Genomic DNA, 19977 nt, shown 5'->3' on the forward strand with positions numbered 1-19977 from the left:
CTCCAAATCGGTGGCATCAGGCGAGTTCATGGGGCCCCGAGCAGATTCTTGAACGAACGTACGAAGGTTTCAGGTCCATAGCGCGCTGCAAGGTGTTGGTGCAAGGGGTAGGGATCGATATGAGACCCCGCCAACGCAGAGGCTGCATCCGCCACCTCTTCCGGGTTCCAGATGTCCACCAGCTGGACCATGGGCGTGGCTGGGAAGACCTCGCGGAACACCGGTAGGTCATTGGCTATGATCGGACACCCGCACAACAAAGCCTCTGCTGCCGCCATCCCGAAGGACTCATCCCGGGAGGTTACGAGCATAGCGCCACCACTTTCTGCGCATCGACGATAGAGGTTGGCGATGGCGGCGTTGTCCAGCCGATCGAGCCAGCTCACCCGGTCTGACAGCCCGAGCCTCTGGAGCCATTCGAAGAAAGAATTCGCTTGAGAGGCGGGCGCCGTATAGCCGCCGACGACGTGGAGAAAAACATCCTGAAACATCTCGCGCAGCATCGCCGTGTATATTAGTGCTAGACGCCAGTTCTTGTGATGGTCTAGCTTGCCTACCCAGATCAGATGCCGTCCCGCCGCTCCGGATGTTGGGGCCGCGCCGGGCTCCTTGAGAGCAAATGTTGTGGCGTCGAGAATGTTCGGAACGACGGTGATAGGCTTCCGGTTCTGCACACGTTCGGCCACAAGAGCAGCCGAATATTGCGTTGGTGCCATTATGGTCTCCACGATCTCGGTCTGAAGCCCGTCAAGATAGGACAGACCAGCCCTCGTGGTGGTGTGAACGTCGAGATACACGGGATTGCGTCGATAGAAGGGCCCGGCTGCGGGCTTTAGAAGCTCCGGCGTGTCGATCACCACAACCGCATCGAATCGCCTGGCGCGAACGAGCCGCCGGAACTCTATGTCCGAGCCAAAATACACGTCCTCGCGGTTAGGCAGGGTTTCTCCCAGTCCGTTGTCTTGGCTGAAGAACAGCGTACAGCCCATCCCCACATCTGCGAGTGCGCGACGTCGCAGCAGGAGCTGAGTGGAAACACCTCCGACGATGCCGTAGCGGTAGGCATAGAGAATATTCATGTGTCGGAACCGCCTGGTACAGGATCAGTGTGCGCGCGTGCATAAGCCAATAGCGCCGGGTCCGCCTCATCCTGCCGACGCGCAGGCAGCCAATGGACGCGCCAGCCCAGATAACGCAGTCTTCCCACCCGTCTCAGTATCTGCTGGTCAACCGTACGGATGATGAGCGTGCCCGCCCGTCCAGGCATGTCCAAACGGCGTGCGACGAGCCGCGGGTCTCCACAGGCCCAGACTCCCTCGGCATTGTCCGCTCCGGGAACTGCAGGTCCGAATATTATCGTAGAGGCTTGCACGGCGGCTTGGGGCGTTTTGCCCGGCGATCGCAGAGTGGCATTGCGTGACCTTCTCGCGCGACGGCGGAAGAAATGCCGCAGAAGTTGAAGAAGCACTCCGGCTGTCCGAACGCTCGGAGGCCACACCCCAAGCAGCCAACCGCCCACGCGGTAGCGCGCGCTGCCCTGCAGCGCATGAAGCTCTGCCTCATGGGCTGCAATCTCCTCACGAGATGCATCTATCAGCAGAGAATGCCAGTGTGTGCGCAATTGTCCTCACCTTAAATGAAAGTTCGTAGTTGTAACGAAAAACACGAGCCGGCAGGAATTTATGCTACGGGAGACCGTCAATGGATCGTCAGTGTGCCGAAACTTCATTTGGATCTGTCTCAGCAGCTTTTAATGACACTGCCGCTACAAACTGACTCAACTCCTCTCTGATGATGCGCTCCTTGCCGGACTGGCTGCGAACGCGCTGCGCAGCGTTTTCTGACAGCCGAAGAAACTGGTCCGGATTGTTATAGAGCATTGCGATTCCTTCGGCCATGGCCTGTGCATCTTCCGAAGGTGCGAGTATCCCGCACTCACTGTCAACGAACTCTGGGATCGCTGCCACTGCTGTGGTTATAGGCACGAGACCTGATGACATGGCCTCGTCGCGCGATACGCCCTGTGTGTCCATACGGGAGGGGCAGAGGAATAATCCGAACTCCTTATGGAGGCTGGCAATCTGCTCTCTTGTCAAGAACGTCCTTTTTAGGGTGACATTGCTGAACTTCTTCAGAGGCTCAACAGTTTCCTCAAATAACTTACCTTCACCCACAATTAGAACTTCCAAGTCAGAAAAAAATGGAAGCTTACTTAATCTAAGCAAAGTCTCTACGCTCAGGTCGTTTGCGTAGATCCTTGAAGCGAACGGTCGAATCGCCAGGATCTTCTTCCGCTGCTCGGCTGGCTTCGGACGATATTTGAAGAGGCTCGTGTCGATAGGGTTGTGAATAATGGTATGCTGTTTTTTCGGTAGAGTTAGTCCCAGATCGCGCTCCGCGTCGCAAGCGAGTGTATTGGAGACGAACACGAGTTTGAGATTGGCTGGCATAGGATTCAGAATGCGACGCCAGAATGACATCCTGGTTTCGCTGCGTTCTTTGGCAAGCTGCTCCTGTTGTGGTGTTTCGATATCGAATTTTCGCCGATGCCACGGATGTATTTCCGCTCCATGGACCCAAACGGAGATCTTAATATCTTCTGTGAAATGTTGGAGCACCGACCACATGTCAGCGTCCAGAAAATGGACCAGAACGTGCTCGTAGCGGCCAGAACTCAGCAACTTGTAAAGTGCTTCTTGCGATCCTGTGATTACATCTACATCCTGAAATTCGTGGTAGCTCAGTGGCTCGTCCTTACGCAGTCGGAACACGTCAACATCCACGCCATCTTCCTTGTAGGCGAGAACGCGGCTGTGAACGAACCCATTGCGATAGAGATCATCGTAGCTGGGGTAATGATTGGTCAGAAGAAGATACTTACTGCGCCCCACAATCTCGGCGGGGCGCTGTCGGCGGTGACCTAAGACGAGGTTTTTGATCGTGGCACTCCCATTGCCATAGAGGCGCAGACCCAGACGTATAAAGCTGGTTCCATCTGGAAGTGGGACATCATGGTTCCGATTTGCTGGTTTGATGGCAGCGCCGATGCGTTCCCGCTTTTGGTCCAGAAATATCATGACCAACTGAACGTTCAGTCCCGGCGTGACATGGAGATAGAAGGTCGCATGGTCTTGGTAACCGAGTTCTTCAGGTGCAAGCTCCTGCGCCGCGTAAATATAGTCATGCTTTCCATCCTGGAGACTGGATTCCACCTGCCAACCAGAACCTTCGACTGCGAAACGATAGGGCTTGCCTGCCGCGGGTTTGAAATGTTTGGCCAGTTCTGCCCCCGTCAGAACTGGCGCGTCGTCTTGAACCGGGAGCTCAGGTTTCGCATGCTCCGCTCGCTCGATCAGTTTCGCAATCGATTCCCCTTCGTTCAGCCCCGGTGAATCGTTCACGACCATTTCCACGTTCTCCTTGACCGTGGTGCCAGACATCCCCTCTCGGCAGTAGTTGAAGACATCGATGGCCTGTACGTAGCCCTCCCGCAGATACTCATGTCCGATGCCAGCAGAAAAGGTCGCAAGTGGTCGTTCGGCAACGCGTTCCGCATGCAGCAGCGCGGACCGTAAGGGCACACTTTGGGCCACGGCGTACTCCGCTTCAAGCTGCTCCACCTCTACGCGGCCTTCTGCCCACCGATGATGCGCGACCTTTCCTAATGCTTTCGCCTGACTGTAGCGCGTAGCCAGTGCCAGATCTGTAAGGTAATCAGGGCCATAATAATCGCCTGCCACCAAGCCGGCAATCCACTCAGCTTCTCCGGTAAATCGCGCCACGGGCAATTCTGCATCTGCGGCCTTCACCACCTGCACGTTCGCATCGGGCGTGATATCGACCAATTGCTGATCGTCGACGACGACAACCAGTTTCTTGTTGGAGTAGCTCTGCCGACCGAAGTTTTCGAGGATCGCTTTTAGCGACTCGCCCGAGTCGGCACGCGCAACGACCGCAACGTGGGGCATGAGGTCTGGCGGGGGGGCGCCCGTGACTTTTGCCATCACATAGGCCAGCCGGTCGTTATAGGTGTGCTCGCGCATGACCTTTCGCAAACCCGCCAACCGGAACTTCCGCAGTTTCATGTAGTCGCCTGCGAGAGCCTCGACGCGCCGGATAAGCTCGCTGCCGTCATCACTTGTGATCACAAGATCTCCAAAAAACAGTCGCAGGCCCCGCGAATAGTTGCTTATCGTCACGGTATTCGATGCCAGAAGCTCGAACACACGCCGCGCAAACATGGTTTGCGACTGCTTGATCGAGTTGAGATTGATCGCATATCGATAGCCCTTGTAGGCGCGGTCAATCTGATCGAATGGAAGACTTCCAACGATATGTGGGTGGTATTCCTCTGGAAACTTGTAGTCAGGATGGTCTTTTCCGTGGTTCCGGTCATAGATCTCAAGCGGGCGGTAGCTAGGCAGATGTTCGACGAACCGGCCGAGATCGCGTGTGCGCTCAGGATAGCGGACGTAGTATGCGCCCGCAAAGCAGAACGCGTCCTTCCGTTCGTATTTCCTGATCGGATTATGCGCACGCGGCTGACAGGCAAACGGTAGAAGATAGACCCGATCATGCCCCAGCGCAGCTTTATAACCGGGAATAGAGTCGATATCAGTGGTGAAAACGAAGTCGAACAGGCGCGCCGTGTTCAGAAACGTGGAAAAGTGAACAGGGTCCTCTTTGTTCCAGAAAACCGTTGGTACGCTGTGGTCGCGGCACCATTTTACAATGTCTTTCAACTCATCACTGGCATGACCGACTTTGTTGCCCCAAAGCTCGTCTTTCCCCCGCCATGCTGCCTCGACGAAGAGTAGCTCCGGACGAAATTTCTCTAGTTCATCCTTCCACCGCCCTGGAGTTAGGGGAAACAGGTTGCACTCGGGGAGGTAGGACTGGAACGTGAACTCGTCCATAATACAGGCAACCCGCAGCGTTCCGAATTGCGTTTGTCCGAATGATTGCAGTAGAGCGGGCGGAGCATCGCTCAGCACTGGCTGCCGAGCGGCACTCGACCTGCCCTCTACGACCGTTTGTGCCGAAGGCTGCTGCCGTGCAAGGCGAATGAGGCGTAAAGGCAGCCGAATAGCCGCACCCCACGACCCCCGTGCCTGTCTGAAATACCTGGCTGCCTTGAACGTTCTGGAGCGTCGCATAGTGTTTAGCTGACGCGTTACTTGCCTATATTTTGCATTGGCGCGGTCTAGGTTACGGGATATCAGCGCCGTTGATCGCTCTACATGCCGAAGCTTCTGTTCGGCTTGCCGCTCGTGGTTGAGTGCCTCATCGAGACGCTTTTCCAGAGCTCGTTTTTCCGTTCCAAGAACAACAATTTCCTTAGAAAGCCGATTATGCAGGTCCTTATGTTCGGCAGCTAGTAATAGGTCCGCTCTCAGAGACGCGTAGTGTGACTCCTGTTCATGGAGCAGTAGGGCTTCACGTGCGGATGATTCCCGATATTTAATGTCTGCTGCGTGAAGCTGCTCCTTCAACTTTGAGATACTTTGCGTGGCGTCGCGATACTTTTTATTGGCGCGGTCCAGTTTGAAGCGCAATTCAGCTATGGTCTCTTCTAGCCGGTACACGTTCAGCACCGTCTTTGTCATCAGACGTTCGATTCGCTGCGCGTCTGTTACGTCCTCAAGACGAATGAATAAATGAGTCGGGGTGGCATTGAAGGTATCCCAGTAGCAGTAGCCATACGGCTCGAGCCATGCTTGGAGATCACTAAAGTTTTGAAGATGCTGACACTCGACATACAGCAGTGGGCGATCGCGCTCGATCAGCTTTGCCGCCCCTTCCAGAACTGCAAGTTCCATGCCTTCGACATCAATCTTTACCGCCTTCACAGCTTGGTCGAAGGGAATATCATCTAGCCGCACTATGTTGACAATATCGTCATCGCTGTTGCCGATTTCGAGCGACTGCCCTCCCAAATTACTTTCGTCCGTGTGGCTGAAATGCGCTTTTGCAGGTTCCCTCCCAAGGCCGTTGCAGTGAACCACCACCTGCTCTTCAAGGCGATTGAGTGCCAGGCTTTCCTCGATCGCTGCGCAGAGCGACCTGGTGGGTTCAAATGCATGGACGCGACAACCTGCGACTGCTGCCAGATATAGGCTATGGTTGCCCACATTGGCCCCTACATCGAGGACAAGATCGCCCGAAGACAGTCGCCGTGCCATGTCCCGCAACATATGCAACTCGTAGGGCGTGCCCTCTTCATAGATGCGGCGTTGAATATAGTCGGTGTCCTTGTTCGGCAACGCGATGAGATATTCTACGCCGTCGACTGCTATGCGTTGAAAGGCAGACATCAGGACCTCATGCTTTTGACGGGATCGGGTCGCGCAGGATCTTAAGCCCGTGTCGTCGTTATAAGAAGCTGATCAGGACCGATCTTCGCTTCAATTCCCTGGAACTGCGAGTGAGCGACCAAGACCACCACAATGTCTGCCATGGCGAGAGCGCTTTCGGCGGTGAGTAGCGGGTGCTTCTGCAATGCCTGCGGTAGTTCCTCGATATGGGGTTCAACAAGTAATAAGCGGTCCCCTAGCAAATCAGAAAGTTTTTTAGCCACGACCGCTGCGGGGCTCTCCCGCAAGTCGTCAATATTCGGCTTAAAGGCCAGACCGAAGCAAGCCACGTTCACTTCGCTAGCCGAGCGTTCGGGATGGTCCAGGAGAAACGTACCAATAGCTTGCTTCACCTTCTCGACGACCCACCCAGGCTTGCCGTCGTTCACTTCTCGTGCAGTGCGTATTAAGCGGGCTTGCTGTGGAGTGCTGGCCACGATGAACCAAGGGTCCACTGCAATGCAGTGTCCACCGACGCCGGGGCCAGGCTTCAGAATGTTCACCCGGGGATGGTGATTGGCGAGGCGAGTCAATTCCCACACATCGATGTCGAGTTTGTCGCAGATGATGGAAAGTTCGTTGGCGAACGCGATGTTGACGTCGCGGAAGCTGTTCTCCGTGAGTTTGCACATCTCGGCTGTTCGTGCGCTCGTAACTATACACTCGCCCTCCACAAACGTTTTGTAGAGTGCGACCGCCGCTTCTGAACAGCGGTGTGTCATGCCGCCAATTACGCGGTCATTCTGCACCAGTTCCCGTAACACATGGCCGGGTAGCACCCGTTCAGGGCAGTGGGCCACCCGAATGTCGGAGTTTTCGCAGTGCGTCTGTGGAAACGTCAGGTCTGGACGGGCTTCTTGCAGCCACGAAGCCATTTGTTCTGTCGCGCCGACAGGCGAAGTGGATTCCAGTACCACCAGATCACCCTTCTTCAGAACTGGAGCTATCGCCCGGGCAGCGGCGCGAATGTAGCTAAGATCGGGCTCGTAGCCGTCGCGAAACGGCGTCGGGACGGCAATCAGAAAGGCATCAGCGGGTTCGGGTTCAGTCGTCGCACGCAGCCAGCCTTCACTGACAGCGGCATGCACAACGATGTCGAGATCCGGTTCAACGATGTGTATTTCGCCGCGATTGATCGTCTCGACAGCATTTGAATTGATGTCGACCCCGATCACCTTCTTTTTTCGCGCAGCAAGGACAGCAGCAGTCGGCAGTCCGATATAACCTAGACCGATGACAGATACCGAATCAAATTGCATTGTGACTTTTCCCGAAAGAGGCGAGGGCTGACAGGATACGTTCGCACGCCTTTCCGTCGCCATAGGGGTTGTGGGCGAAGCTCATGCGGTCGTAAGCTGCTTTATCGGACAGCAACTCGCTGGCTGCATCAATAATTTTTCGCGTGTCGGTGCCTACCAGCTTCACCGTACCCGCCTGCACAGCCTCTGGGCGCTCGGTCGTGTCGCGCATCACTAGGACGGGCTTGCCCAGCGAAGGGGCCTCCTCTTGAACGCCGCCAGAATCCGTCAGAATGAGGTATGCACGTTCCATGAGGTATAAGAAGGGCAGATAGTCTAGTGGCTCAATGAGGTGAATGCGGTCACTACCACCGAGCAAGCGGCGCACCGGCTCCTGGACATTTGGGTTCAAGTGAACGGGATAGATAACTTCTATGTCGGAAAAACGATCAACTGTTTCTCTTATGGCTGTACAAATTCTCTCGAAACCGCCGCCAAAACTTTCACGTCGGTGGCCAGTAACCAAGACCATGCGCTTTGTTGGATCCGTGAAATGGAACTGCTTCTGCAGGCGCTCTCTTAGCGCCACGTCAAGCTTCAACTTGTCGACCACTTGGAAAAGTGCATCTACCACAGTATTGCCGGTAATATGTACGGTTGAAGAGTCTACGCCCTCGCGCAAAAGATTGCCACGTGCTGTCTCAGTTGGGGCAAAATGAAGTGCAGCTAGTGCACCCGTCAGTTTGCGGTTGGCTTCTTCAGGCCACGGAGAAGAGAGGTTACCGGTTCTCAAACCCGCTTCTACGTGTCCGACCGGAATTTTGTGATAGTACGCAGCCAAACTTGCAGCGAACGTCGTAGCGGTATCGCCGTGTACCAAGATTATGTCTGGGTGGAACTCTGACAATACACTTCGCAAGCGCAACAGAATGCTGGCGGTCACATCGCTGAGGTCTTGTCCAGGCTGCATAATGTCGAGGTCGAAATCTGGTATGATCTCGAAAAGTGCGAGCGCTTGGTCAAGCATGTGACGATGCTGAGCCGTAACGCATAATTTCGAAGCAAAGCGGTCGTCGGAATTCAAACTCAGGATCAATGGGGCCATCTTAACGGCTTCAGGCCGGGTTCCCACAACTGATAAAACCTTCATACTCTGAAACCTCGTATGCTCAGCGGCAAGTTGCCGCCGATACACTGAATATGGTGATTCTACAAGGTATCGCGCTGCCCGGCTTCTACTCGCCATGGTTGCCGGGTGCAACACGTGTAGAAATTGTCCCTGATTCTTTGGTGAGATTCACCGTGTATGAAGGGCGGATTAAAATGGATCTTAATGCTCTCGATTTCTGAATAGCAAAGTCGGATTCTGTTTTCGCCGCTTCTTGAGCTCTTCACTAAACATGTGATGCAAAAGTCGCGTAAACAAAGGGCTGCGGCTTATGGTTCGTTGCGATGCCTTCCAGTTTGTCGCCTGCAATTGCTCATGCAGCGGACAAAGTGGCCTCTCACGTACGATTATTGAAAGAATGCATTACCTCAAGCCTTAGTGGAGAAGGTGTCGAGTTACCAATGCTGCTTGACCATTCGTTTCATCGAGCTTCGAAATGTCTAGAACCCGCGTACATCCTGTACGCGCAAACCTCTGTTCGCTCGACCTGGGGCCGAAGTAGAATGGTGCACTTGCCAGCAGTATCAGGAGGTAGAGCCACCATTGATCGGTTTAAGGCTGTGAACTTCCGGCGAGGTAGCCTCTTGCAACCCGAACAGTGACGCGACCTCATGGAAGGGGCCAGAGATCGGGAAGCGGTAAGGGTGCACCAGCCCAATGTTGTCTCCGTGCCGAACGTATAGCCACATTGGAACTTCTGTAGCTATCTCAAGCACTGGCCCTGCATCAGACATTCGATCATGGGCATAGGAGCAGCAAGTGTCCACTCTCCCATTGCCGTGAGTGTAGGACGAAATAAAAGCAGTCTGGTGCTCGACGTACACCCGATAAGTTTCACTATCCTTGATCAACCCGTAAGGGAAGTGAATGAAAGAAATGCGCGGCACCGTATCTATCGATAGGATATGATCCTGTATGCAAGCTTCAAGCGTGTTGAAAAAGTGCGTATTAAGGGCGTCGTCAGAGTCCACGCGCACACATATCAATCCATTTCTGTTTGGGAATTCGGTTTCGATTGCCGTATGGACCGCTTTACCGAATCGCGTGAAACCAAGCGATCTAGGGATAACGATCGGCTTGACCCAAGGGATATGTTTTAGATCCTCCAGCAGTTGTGACACTGGAGTGCGGATATCCTCGTCAATCAAGAAATAAAAAGCATCGGGCTTGATTCGCTGTCGCGTCAAGGAAGGGAGTAGGTACTTCTTGAACGCCTGCGCTCGTTTATGATCCCACTCAGCCGTCGCGAGGTGAGGGTATACTTCGCTAAAGATGTTGAACCGGGACACGACCACCAGCGGGGTCTTCTCAAGCTGCCGCTCCTTTTTCCCTGTGTGGTGGTAGACTCTCGTTCTCATAGCTTACCCCTTTTTCATCGCTATTTGGGATACGCCCCAGCCCGTGGGAAGGTGTCGACAACTACCTTTGCCACCTGACCTTCGACCGAGCCAAAGAGCATCATTACCGTCATGACCGCAACGATCTGAGTGATGTGAACGAGGTCGTAGAAGTACAGCGCTACAGCGATTAAGAAGCGAAAGGCTGCGCGTACAAAACGGTGAGAAGTAACTTGGTATTGCAGCCAGCTCCCAGTGAACCGTTCGTCCCAGCATATTGTCCAGTATTCCGATCACTGCATTACCCTCTATCCAAAGAACAGGCAACCATGAAGTGCTCTCCTGAGCATCTCTGCCGGTTAAACAAGAAGGGGTACCCCGGGTCATTTGCGCGGACTTCCGGTAGGTCGTGACGAGGTAACGTTATATGGCCAGCACACTGGGCGGGGGGCGGTGAGATGGGGTTTGTTTGCAGTCCTGAATTAACCATGCGATTCGTAAAAGTCGCAGATGGACAAATCTGCAACTTGTGATCCAGGCGGATCCGATCCATATTCTGATCTGCTCCTTGAGATGGAGCAGACAAAATCGGCCTTCGAGAGTGCTGGTAACACTCAACGAAGGCCTAACCCTCAAACCTTGACCTAGAAGGCATTGGGCTATGACCAGAGCTATCTTATTCGCTTCCCTGGTGGAAGCACCACTCCCTCCAGATCATGTGCATGAGTGCGCGCGAATAGCATCGGGCTGCCGCTTGGGCTGAGCGCCACCGCTTCATCTACAACTGCAGACATTAAGCCGTGTAACTCCGCTGCTCTTTGGGTGCGGAAGCGACCTCGATCGTCTGCAGCTCATGCACCGCAACTGATCGTGTTGGAGTTCCTTCCATGTCACATGTTCATCGTGCTGCCGCGCGTAGCGCATCCGTTTCCCATGCTGCACTCGCAGCTTCTTCCATTGCTCCGGAGCTGGAGCCGATCCTCTCAGGCCTTGTTGACCAGGCGCTGGAGGCCATCCGCGCTGGCAATTGCCGCTTCGACGGTGTGTTTGGCGATTATGCCGAACTCAATTCGTTCGTTCGCGCTGTGACCTTCCATGAAGGCATCCTGCTTGAGCAGGGGCTGGAGCGCCTTGCTTCGCTCAGCCCGGATCTGCGCGTGATCAAACTCTCGGAGCCACTGCCCATCGTCCCTGCAGCACTTGAGCTTCTGGAGCGCAACGAGTGGGATGCGCTTGAGGCAATTCACCTGCGCTCTGATGTTCATTACAAGATGAGCTATTCGCCGGACCTGCTGATCCTTGATCGGGTCGCACGTCGCGCCATCATCATCGACGTCAAAAGGTCACTCTCTTCCTATCAGGAGAGCAAGCTGAAGATGTTACGCAGGAAGATGATGGCGGCTGCACTGACCGCAGGCGATGTGCTGCACCAGCAGGGCAGGCAGGGGATCGCCGAGATCGACATTGCGATCATCGATGGATCCGATGAGCAGAGCGCACAGGAGCGCGGAGTTTTTGCCCTGAGAGAAGTCGGGGAATTGCTGGGTCTGCCTTACGCAGGCGAGGCGATGCTCAAGCTTCGAGCCATGTTCGCCGAGCGCGTGCAGGAGGAGATGCAGCAGCTCTGCCAGCGTCTGGTCACGGCTCCTGCAGAGCCGGATACGACCACCTCAAACGAGTGCCTTGCCTCTGACGATAAAGATGCGGAATGCGAGGGGGAAGTGGCTGCAGCGATGGTCGCGGAGCCGATGCCGCCGATCCGCGTGGGATTCGCGCGCGGTTTTGGCGCGATAGATCCCGCTGGCCGCGCCTGAAGCGCCATCAGCACACATCCCATCCCATTCTTCAATCTCATCAGCGCGGGCGAAATCGCTTGCGGCAGGAGGCTTTTGCCATGGATGATCAACAGTCGAACCCGCTCCCCAGAAGCATCGGCTTGACCTTGGAAGATTTGCGCCAGGGGACGCATTTCGAACGTGCGTATAGACGCGACAGGTCAGCGCATGCTGTCGGTTCCGCAATCCGTATGGCGCGGCTTGGGCGGCATCACAATCTACCGATGGCACGGTGGGTCATGCGCAGGCTCGTGGAGATGGTCGATGAAGGTGATCCGACAGCCATTCTAGTCTGGAAGTGGCTCGCTGCGAGAGGTCAGCTCACCTCGGGCCAGCAGCATCGACCGAAGCTGAAAGTGGTCTCGGCGGGAGAGGGAGCATGAGTATGGCTTCTCCCCACGCTCCGGTCCGCGACCGCCTCGTGCACTATTGGCTCGTGCGCCTGCGGCATCAGACATACAGGCACGCGCTGCAGGCGGCGGTAAACCTCAAGATCCTTCAGCGCGTATCCGCGGGCGAGGATGCACCCGTGCGCTATGCGCCGGGACACAAGAGCGAGGTCTTTCTGAGGGGTGGGCTGCGTCGCAAATTGCGCCTGGAGGTAATCGCAAACCTCGCTTTCAACGGCGACGAGGAAGACGAGGTTTTCGGCAAGAAGACCAACAGGGAACTCGGGCCTGATGACGATGAAGAGTGGGGCGATGCGGAGCAGGTGAAGGAATTGTTGGCCACCGTGCGCGAGGCAGTGGAGCCAGCTTTGGCCGCGGAGGTCGCGGTCGTCCTGATGCTTGGCGATGCGGTTGCACGCAGTGGCCATTCACTGACGGACCTGTACGCCATGCTGTCTCGGCCCCGACCTGTTGTTGTTTTGCAAGGGGCAGTCAAAGGGTTCGAGCGATGCTGCTCGCATCTGCTACGCCGTGGCATCCTGTTGCCGCGTCCGCTTACCATGATCCCCGTGGATCGCATTAGTCTCGATTGGTCAGCGCCATCGGTAATGCGGCCATACTCACCGCGACTGTCGATCCTGCTTGAAGCCTCCTACGACATGTCCAGGAGAGACGTGGAACGGGGACTGCGGCATGCACCTACGACAGGCCTGCCGCTGCTGGCTATTGCAGACCAGCCGGATCTCCTGCCGCAGGGGCTGGTGCGGTCGGCTGATCTGACGCTGCGCTGCGAGCCTCTGTCACCAGAACTCTTGAAAGAGATCGCCCGGCATGTCATCGGCGCGGCAGCCGATCTGGATGCGCTGGATGCTGTGAGCGCGGAAGACTGCAAAATGCTGTCTCTGGATGACCTGCTCTGGTCAATCCGCTCAGGGATGAACGCAGCTGATGTTGTTGTACGCCTTCAGGCAAGACTTGCCCAGCCAGCCGAAGAGCGCCTTCCTCAGAACAAGAAGAACACGCGGAACGATTCCTCATCGCACGGCAGAACTGCAGACACAGGTGGTGAACTCATTCAACCTGCTGCTCCGGATGATGAGAATGCACTGCGGGTAGAAGTTCTATCAGGTTATGGCGAAGCTGCTGAGTGGGCGCTCGCGCTTAAAGGGGATGTCGCCCTGTGGCGCAAAGGACAGCTCGATTGGTCTGACATGATCACGCGCCTTCTGCTTCACGGGTCGCCCGGAACGGGCAAGACAACTTTTGCCAAAGCGCTGGCAAACACTCTTCAGTTGCCTTTGCTTGCGACATCGGTCTCCACCTGGCTGGAGCCAAGTGCACTCGGCGAAGTGCTGCAGCGCGTGCGGACGACCTTTGAAGAGGCGGAGCGGCATAGTCCACTTGTGTTGTTCATCGACGAGATCGACGGTCTCGGCACGAGAGGAGGGCACAAAGACCGGGATAGCAGCTACTGGAATGCCTTCATCAACAAAGCACTTGAGTTGTTGGACGGTGCCGTGGCATGCGAGGGTGTGATCATCGTCGGCGCGACCAACCAGCCGCACCTGTTGGATCGCGCTCTTGTTCGCTCCGGTCGCCTCGAGACCCATATCGAAATCCCGCTGCCAGATACGCAAGCGTTGGCTGGCATCTTGCGGCACCACCTTATGCGTCATCTCGCGATTGAGGGAGCGCAGATGGAGCGGCAACTCCTGCGGATCGCCCGCCGCGCCAATGGCCTGAGCGGTGCAGACATTGAAAAACTGGTGCGGGAAGCGCGTCAGAGGTCGCGCCGTGAGCGCCGTGACCTGTCGCTCAATGACGTTGAGGCGCGGCTCAGGGATCAGCTGCCTGTCCTAAATGAAGAACTGCGCCACCGCTTTGCGGTGCATGAGGCTGGGCATGTGGTTGCGCGCACGTTGACGGGTGTAGCCGAGGTCGAGCTTGTGACGATCGAGGGATCGGATGGACGGCCATATACGCAATCCACGTTCCATCCGGATGTCCTGCATCACGAAGATGGCCGAATGAACGTCATCCGGTCATATCTTGCAGGTCGAGCGGCCGAGGAAGTCGTACTTGGCAAACCGACACTTGGTGCAGGCGGTGGTTCGCAATCGGATTTGGCCCAAGCAACCGCGCTCGCATTCTCCCTGGAAGCTTCTGTCGGAGCGGGAGCACACCAACCTTTCGTCTACCGATCACCTGAAGCTTGGGCGGATACCTTGGCTAGCGATCCGGAACTGCGAGCGAGAGTGAGCAAACGTCTGGACGAAGCTTATGCGCAAGCGCTGGCCTTGGTTCTACAGAATGTCAGCGGGATCATGCTCGTTGCTGAAGCGCTGATTGAGCACGAGACACTTGAAGGCGAACCGCTTGCTCAAGTCATCAATCAGGTGCGGCAATGCGCGGTGCATGATGAGGTACGGCCAATCCATGATGCAGTGCCTGCAACGCGAAAAAAATTGAGATGTCTGGATTCAGGATTAGTGGAAGCCGATTCTGGAATGTGGACCAGCGATTCCGGATAATGAAAAAGCGATTCCGCCAGCCGAAGAATGCATCTCCACGTGCAGGCAAGGCATCTCGCTTTGAAATAAATTGAGATCTTCGGATTCTGAATCACGGACAAGCGATCCAAATCTCTGGGAAGTCGATTCCGAGACGGTGGAAAGCGTTACTTCGACAAACGACGTGCGCTGGCAGAAGAGCAGGAACGCTGTCGCTGTTGGTGCAGCAATCACTTCTTTATCCGCCTTCCGCCGGCTTTTGTTCCTTGCATGGGTGCTCGGCATCCTTGTCTCGTAGTGACGGGACAAAGGAGAAAGAGCATGCCCCGAGCCGTGAAATCCGACGATGCATCCCACAGGGAGCGCCAGCAGCGCTACCGAAAGCGGCTGGCAGTGGAGAGGCGGCCAGAAGCCTCGGCGATCGATGTAGCTGTTGCTGCTGCCGTGGCAGCTTTCGCCAGTGCTGTGGCACGTGACCCCGCACTACATCCGCAGGCGCTGCAGTGGATCCTTAGGTACGCCAGGCGACGGTTGGTCGAGGACGGTTATGACAGGGAGCAGGTCATGCGGGTGCTCCACCGCCGGATGCGCCGCTTCGGCTAGTGCTGGCCCTTTGCGGATCACATGGTGATGCACTCTTCTGAACGTATTCCCCCCATTACTCCCTGTTTTGGAATCGGAATTACAGAAACTCACATAGTGATGCTGTGCGTCCAACCTGACGCTTCTATACTAGGGAAGAGGCCACGATCTTGTTCATCCAGAAGCCTGTCGATGAGAGAAAAGGAAGTCATGGTCTCTGCTTGCGTGTGTTGTATGGAGCTAATTTCGCGATCGTGTCGCCCGCACCTGTCGCGCCCTGGTCAGCCTCTCACTCGTCGTCCGCCCCTCCCAGGGTGAGGCCTCCCGTGCCTCCACCCATGGCAGCAGCCTGATCGGCTGCGGCTCAAGGTGGCTGGTCACACTCGGATACTTCTCCAGCGCATCCTTGATCACGTTCAGCCCTGCACGGTTGGTGTAGCGCATGCTGGTTTCGTCGTTGCCCAGACGGCCTGCGATGTCGCTGATGATGCTCGGATGAACGAGCGCCTGTTTCAGCGTGTCTGCAAATCCGTGGCGTAGAGCGTGCAGCACGCGGTTCCAGCGTTCGGCATCACCGAGATGCTGGTTCAGCTTGGGCACAAAGTCCTTGTAGAAACGGTCACCCGGATCGGTTCTGCGGCTTTTCGCGTAGAGTTCCGGGAATAGCATCTCGTACCGCAGATGCTTGATCGCTTCGACATAGTCGATGAAGTTCAACCGCAGCACTTCATCCGGGACTGGCAGCATCCGCGCCGAGCTCGCATTCTTGAGGCTGCGGAATTTGTTCGGGCGGATGTCGATCGCCCAGCCTTGGCCCGTCTTCATGATGTCCTTGACAGCCAGCCCCGCAACCTCGTTGCGGCGCGGCCCGAGATAGACCATCAGCATGGGCAGGAAATAGTTGGCCGAATGGAAGATGTGCGGCCCCGCAAATTCCTGCTCCGTGGCACTCTTGCAGCCCGTGAAGAGCGGCATGTCGAACATGGGCCGCACCTGCTCGGGCCCCGGCTTGTCCGTAATACGCCGTGCATCGCTCAGTTTCGGCTTCCTGGGCCGCAGGCCATCCATGGTGAGGTTCGGCACGTGATAGCCACGTCCTTTGATATAGGTCAGGAAGGTGTTGATATTGGCCAGATGCTTGCGAATTGTAGCTGGCCCTAAGCCCAGTTTCGGTGGCTCCTTGCCTGCATCCTTGTGCGACTTCACGGCTTCTGCGGAGGCCGCGCGCAAGGCCGCCGTGCCGAGGGAACGCAGCCTCGGACTGCGGCCGTAATTCGTTAGGATGTGATCGAAATGCTCACGCAGCTTGCCCAGATGGATCTGCCGCATCTGGCTTGAGTGCGTGATGCCCTGTTCCTCCAGCACGCCCACCAGCATGGTGACCGCGACCTTCACATCTTTGGCAGTGGCATCCTCCCAGTGATGCTGGTTGCTCTTCATCAGCGCGTCGCATTCGGCGATAAACTGCGAGAGCGGCAGATCCACGCCTTTCTCGTCATCGATGACAGGAGCGGGCGTGGTTTGGGCGGCGGGTGCGATAACTTCCGGCTCTGGCGCTGGTGCTGGTGCGGGCTGAGACTGCTGCGGAGCAACCACTTCAGGCGTGGGAGAGACAGGCGCATCAGCGGAACGCGCAGATACGGTGGTTTGCGCTTGCGGCACATGCGTCTGCTCCAGCGAGGGAAGGACCCTTGCGGGTGCTTCGTTCTGATTTGTGTTCGCTGTAGCAGGTGCTGGCGATGGAGCGACTTCCGGGGCGGGTCTTTGCGGCTGCCTCGGCTCTCCAAACTGCGCCGCCACGTTACTGCCCGTGCTCAGCGGTCCATAACGATCAGGCATGCCGAGTAGCACATCTGCCTTGGCGCGCATGATTTGCTGTGTGGCCCGTTCACGGTTCAATGGCGTGTCCCTGACCCCGTGCGCCTCCATTTCCGACTTGAGGAAGCCTTCGAAATAGGCCGTGCGGCATTCTTTGCGCTCCTGATCGAAAGTCGCGGCAATCTCGCTGATCTGGCTTTCCGCGAATCCCGCCTGTTCGAGAACGCGGCGGGCAGGGCAGCCTGCGTCGAAGCGCATGGGGCGGCCCGTGCCAAAGAGTTCGATGAGGCGATAGGCCCAGCCCACGAGGATGTCGGCGCGCAAATTCTCTTCCGCCGCCGAGCCCGTGCGGCGTGCGGCGAAGGCGAGATCCTCGATGCTCTCATTCATGCGCTCGATCTCGGCGCGAAAAATCTCTTCCAGCTGTTCGCGGCTTGTCATGCGCGCCCTGTCACCTTCGGCCAGTTCCGCCAGCAGCGTGTTGAGCCGCCGGACCATGCTTTTGGCCTTTGTATGATCCCCGTGGCGCAGAGACAATGCGAGGTGACTGCGTTGGTCGATGGCGAGCGCTGAAGGGATCCTTGCGCGCCAGTAAAAAACATTGCCGCGGCGGGTGAGGTTGGCGATGCGATGCCGTGCTGACATGACCGAATCCTTGTGCGCTTGGCGCAGAACGTGCACAGCCATGTGCATCAGTCCTGTGCGACAGTTTTGGGCACAGAGGGCAAAATCGGCAAAAACACTGCTTCGGAGGATTCGCAGCGGACGAATTCTTCAATGAATCCAAACTGCGGACGTGCGAAATGGCTGGGGAACCTGGAAACCCGGACCGCGATAAACGAGACAATTTTCCGCCGTTTCGAACGATTCTGTGTAGCATCGAATTCATGTCGGCGGCGCCTTGTGCCGCCCGCTCGCGGAGCGACTGATCGGAAAAGTCGAGGTCCTTCAGCGAACATGGACCCCCGGCGCCCGAAGGCGAGATTGGCGCGGATCGATCCCGGCCGTCTTGGCTTGAGCCGTCGCAAAAGATCGGAGGGATCGTCAATGGCGTAGCGGTGTTCTTGATCAAAGGTGGTTTGGTGACCTGATCTTCCGCATCCCCCAACTCGCCCCGCTGGCCTTCATTGGCTGGTGGGGTTGCGTCGTTCCTCTACTCTTCAACTGCCGGGCGCTGTGATTCCCATCAAGATACTGCTACCCCGATAGCCATGATCATCGCTATTGCTGCCGCTAGCAGTAAGAGGTCTTCGTTGCGAAAAGGTCGCATCTAAGGACGCCCTCCACAAAAACCAAGTCGTAGCCCCGCACTCATTCTGAGTCAAATTCGTCACGACGGGTCAACAGACATGCGGCAGGTGAGGTTGTCGTTTGCGCACCAAAGGCAGTGACGAGTGTCGAAAATGCGTCTGTGGATTCGGTCTGGCCTTCTTCCCCAGCTGCGAACCCCAGAGAAATCATGCAAACCCTGCGGAACCACGCGGCCTCAGTAAAGTTATGTGTCGACGTGACAGCAAGAGGTGAACATGGATAGACACGATATCTCTCAACCAGAAGTTACTGATGGCTGCTGAACTTATCTCCGAGCGTGAACTCGAGAGGGACAGGCCGGTGGTGCTTTTGGCGGAGGATGAACCCCTCATCCGGTTCGACTTTGCCGAGGAGATCAGGCGCTTGGGCTTTCAAGTCATTGAGGCCGGAAATGCCGACGAGGCCATCGATGTGGTTGGGTCGACAGCGCGCCTGGATCTTGTAATTACCGACGTGCGGATGCCGGGAAAGCGCAGTGGCATGGACGTAGCGCGTGCAGTCAGGCAAGAGCGCCCAGGTGTACTAATCGTCGTGATGTCAGGTCATCTCGTACAGAATAGCCAAAACGAACATCTCATGGACCTATTCGTTTCGAAGCCCACCCCCAGCGATGAGCTGGCGGGAGCGATAGCGGAGATGATAAACGCGGGCTCCGCAGAGAGTCATGAGTGATGGAGCGAGCGGAAAATGCCGAGTCGATACTTGTCGTTGATGGAGACGTGATAGCCCGGACCGTCATCTCGGAGTATCTTCGCCACTGCGGCTTTCGCGTGATTGAGGCGGGGACGGGAGAGGAAGCTCTACAGGTGATCCGACATCCCAAATTCGCGATCGACGTCGTCCTGGCCGATGTGGAGCTTCCCGGCGACCTAAGCGGATTCGGCTTGGCGCAAAGGATCCGGAAGTCTGAGCTCGAGGTGAAGATGCTGCTGGCCAGCGCCGGCGAAGGCGTTGCCAATACGGCCGGCGATCTCTGTGAGGAAGGGCCTCATCTCGTAAAACCCTATGATCAAATGCTGATCTTGGACCATATCAAACGATTACGCGCGAGATGAAAGCCTCAGTCCGGCTGTGCGCGCCAAAGATTGCGAGATGTTTCTGAACGCTCCATGCCTTGTTGATGGGCGAGCGTTCGGTTGACCGCTTATCACCCGCTGGATCAGTGACTTCCATTGTGATATTGAAGCCAAGACTGCTACGCCCTAGCTCAAAGAATTCAAGACAATTCCTTGGAGGTGTGACAGGTGCAGCGGGCGAGCGACTATCGATGCGTGCAGGATGATTCAGGCGTATGGTCTGTAGTCGAAATGGCTACAGGCCGGGTGGCTGCAATAGATGGGCGCGCTCTGAAGGGTCTGAACTGGCAGCGGGCTAACACGGCCCGCAGCGTACTTCAACGTATCCACGACAGCTCGATGAGCAATAAAGAATCACCT

12 protein-coding genes are annotated in these 19977 nt (G+C 56.4%); 6 read left to right on the forward strand and 6 right to left on the reverse strand.

From position 1 onward, the window contains the following. Window positions 1-26 precede the first annotated feature (26 nt). The 5 genes from WA367_RS06805 to WA367_RS06825 all read right to left on the reverse strand — a co-directional run bounded on the left by WA367_RS06805 (window position 27) and on the right by WA367_RS06825 (window position 10117). Entirely contained in the window at window positions 27-1079 is a 1053-nt protein-coding gene (locus WA367_RS06805) for a glycosyltransferase family 4 protein (RefSeq protein ID WP_336056018.1), read from the reverse strand. A gap of 630 nt (window positions 1080-1709) precedes the next feature. After that, window positions 1710-6314 carry an FkbM family methyltransferase gene (locus tag WA367_RS06810; protein ID WP_336056019.1) on the reverse strand — a complete coding sequence of 1535 codons (4605 nt, stop codon included), beginning with the start codon at window positions 6312-6314 and terminating at the stop codon, window positions 1710-1712. Between the two features lie 41 nt (window positions 6315-6355). Further along, complete coding sequence (gene wecC, locus WA367_RS06815; RefSeq protein WP_336056020.1) at window positions 6356-7612, reverse strand: UDP-N-acetyl-D-mannosamine dehydrogenase; 1257 nt, start codon at window positions 7610-7612, stop codon at window positions 6356-6358. Continuing rightward, window positions 7602-8741, reverse strand: a complete 1140-nt coding sequence (gene wecB, locus WA367_RS06820; protein WP_336056021.1) for a non-hydrolyzing UDP-N-acetylglucosamine 2-epimerase — start codon at window positions 8739-8741, stop codon at window positions 7602-7604. The genes wecC and wecB overlap by 11 nt, the downstream gene beginning before the upstream one ends. A 542-nt stretch (window positions 8742-9283) precedes the next feature. Then, window positions 9284-10117, reverse strand: a complete 834-nt coding sequence (locus tag WA367_RS06825; protein WP_336056022.1) for a glycosyltransferase — start codon at window positions 10115-10117, stop codon at window positions 9284-9286. An 866-nt stretch (window positions 10118-10983) separates the two neighbouring features. Between WA367_RS06825 and WA367_RS06830 the strand changes: the two genes are divergently transcribed. The 4 genes from WA367_RS06830 to WA367_RS06845 all read left to right on the forward strand — a co-directional run bounded on the left by WA367_RS06830 (window position 10984) and on the right by WA367_RS06845 (window position 15433). After that, window positions 10984-11910: a hypothetical protein gene (locus WA367_RS06830; RefSeq protein ID WP_336056023.1), complete on the forward strand. Its 927-nt coding sequence runs from the start codon at window positions 10984-10986 to the stop codon at window positions 11908-11910. Window positions 11911-11990: 80 nt separating this feature from the next. Beyond that, entirely contained in the window at window positions 11991-12314 is a 324-nt protein-coding gene (locus WA367_RS06835) for a hypothetical protein (protein ID WP_336056024.1), read from the forward strand. Next, on the forward strand, window positions 12311-14851 hold the full coding sequence (locus tag WA367_RS06840; protein WP_336056025.1) for an AAA family ATPase: 2541 nt from the start codon (window positions 12311-12313) through the stop codon (window positions 14849-14851). The genes WA367_RS06835 and WA367_RS06840 overlap by 4 nt, the downstream gene beginning before the upstream one ends. Before the next feature lie 300 nt (window positions 14852-15151). After that, window positions 15152-15433 carry a hypothetical protein gene (locus WA367_RS06845; RefSeq protein WP_336056026.1) on the forward strand — a complete coding sequence of 94 codons (282 nt, stop codon included), beginning with the start codon at window positions 15152-15154 and terminating at the stop codon, window positions 15431-15433. Between the two features lie 219 nt (window positions 15434-15652). Here the strand turns inward: WA367_RS06845 and WA367_RS06850 are convergent, their stop codons facing one another. Further along, complete coding sequence (locus WA367_RS06850; RefSeq protein ID WP_336056027.1) at window positions 15653-17917, reverse strand: DUF6538 domain-containing protein; 2265 nt, start codon at window positions 17915-17917, stop codon at window positions 15653-15655. Between the two features lie 876 nt (window positions 17918-18793). Between WA367_RS06850 and WA367_RS06855 the strand changes: the two genes are divergently transcribed. Both WA367_RS06855 and WA367_RS06860 read left to right on the forward strand, forming a co-directional pair. Next, on the forward strand, window positions 18794-19213 hold the full coding sequence (locus tag WA367_RS06855; RefSeq protein WP_336056028.1) for a response regulator: 420 nt from the start codon (window positions 18794-18796) through the stop codon (window positions 19211-19213). Beyond that, the gene (locus WA367_RS06860; RefSeq protein WP_336056029.1) at window positions 19213-19596 is read left to right on the forward strand and encodes a response regulator; all 384 of its coding nucleotides are present in this window, start codon (window positions 19213-19215) and stop codon (window positions 19594-19596) included. The genes WA367_RS06855 and WA367_RS06860 overlap by 1 nt, the downstream gene beginning before the upstream one ends. The last annotated feature ends 381 nt before the right edge of the window (window positions 19597-19977 follow it).

The organism is Nitratireductor sp. CH_MIT9313-5 (assembly GCF_037029545.1).
GTDB lineage: Bacteria > Pseudomonadota > Alphaproteobacteria > Rhizobiales > Rhizobiaceae > Chelativorans.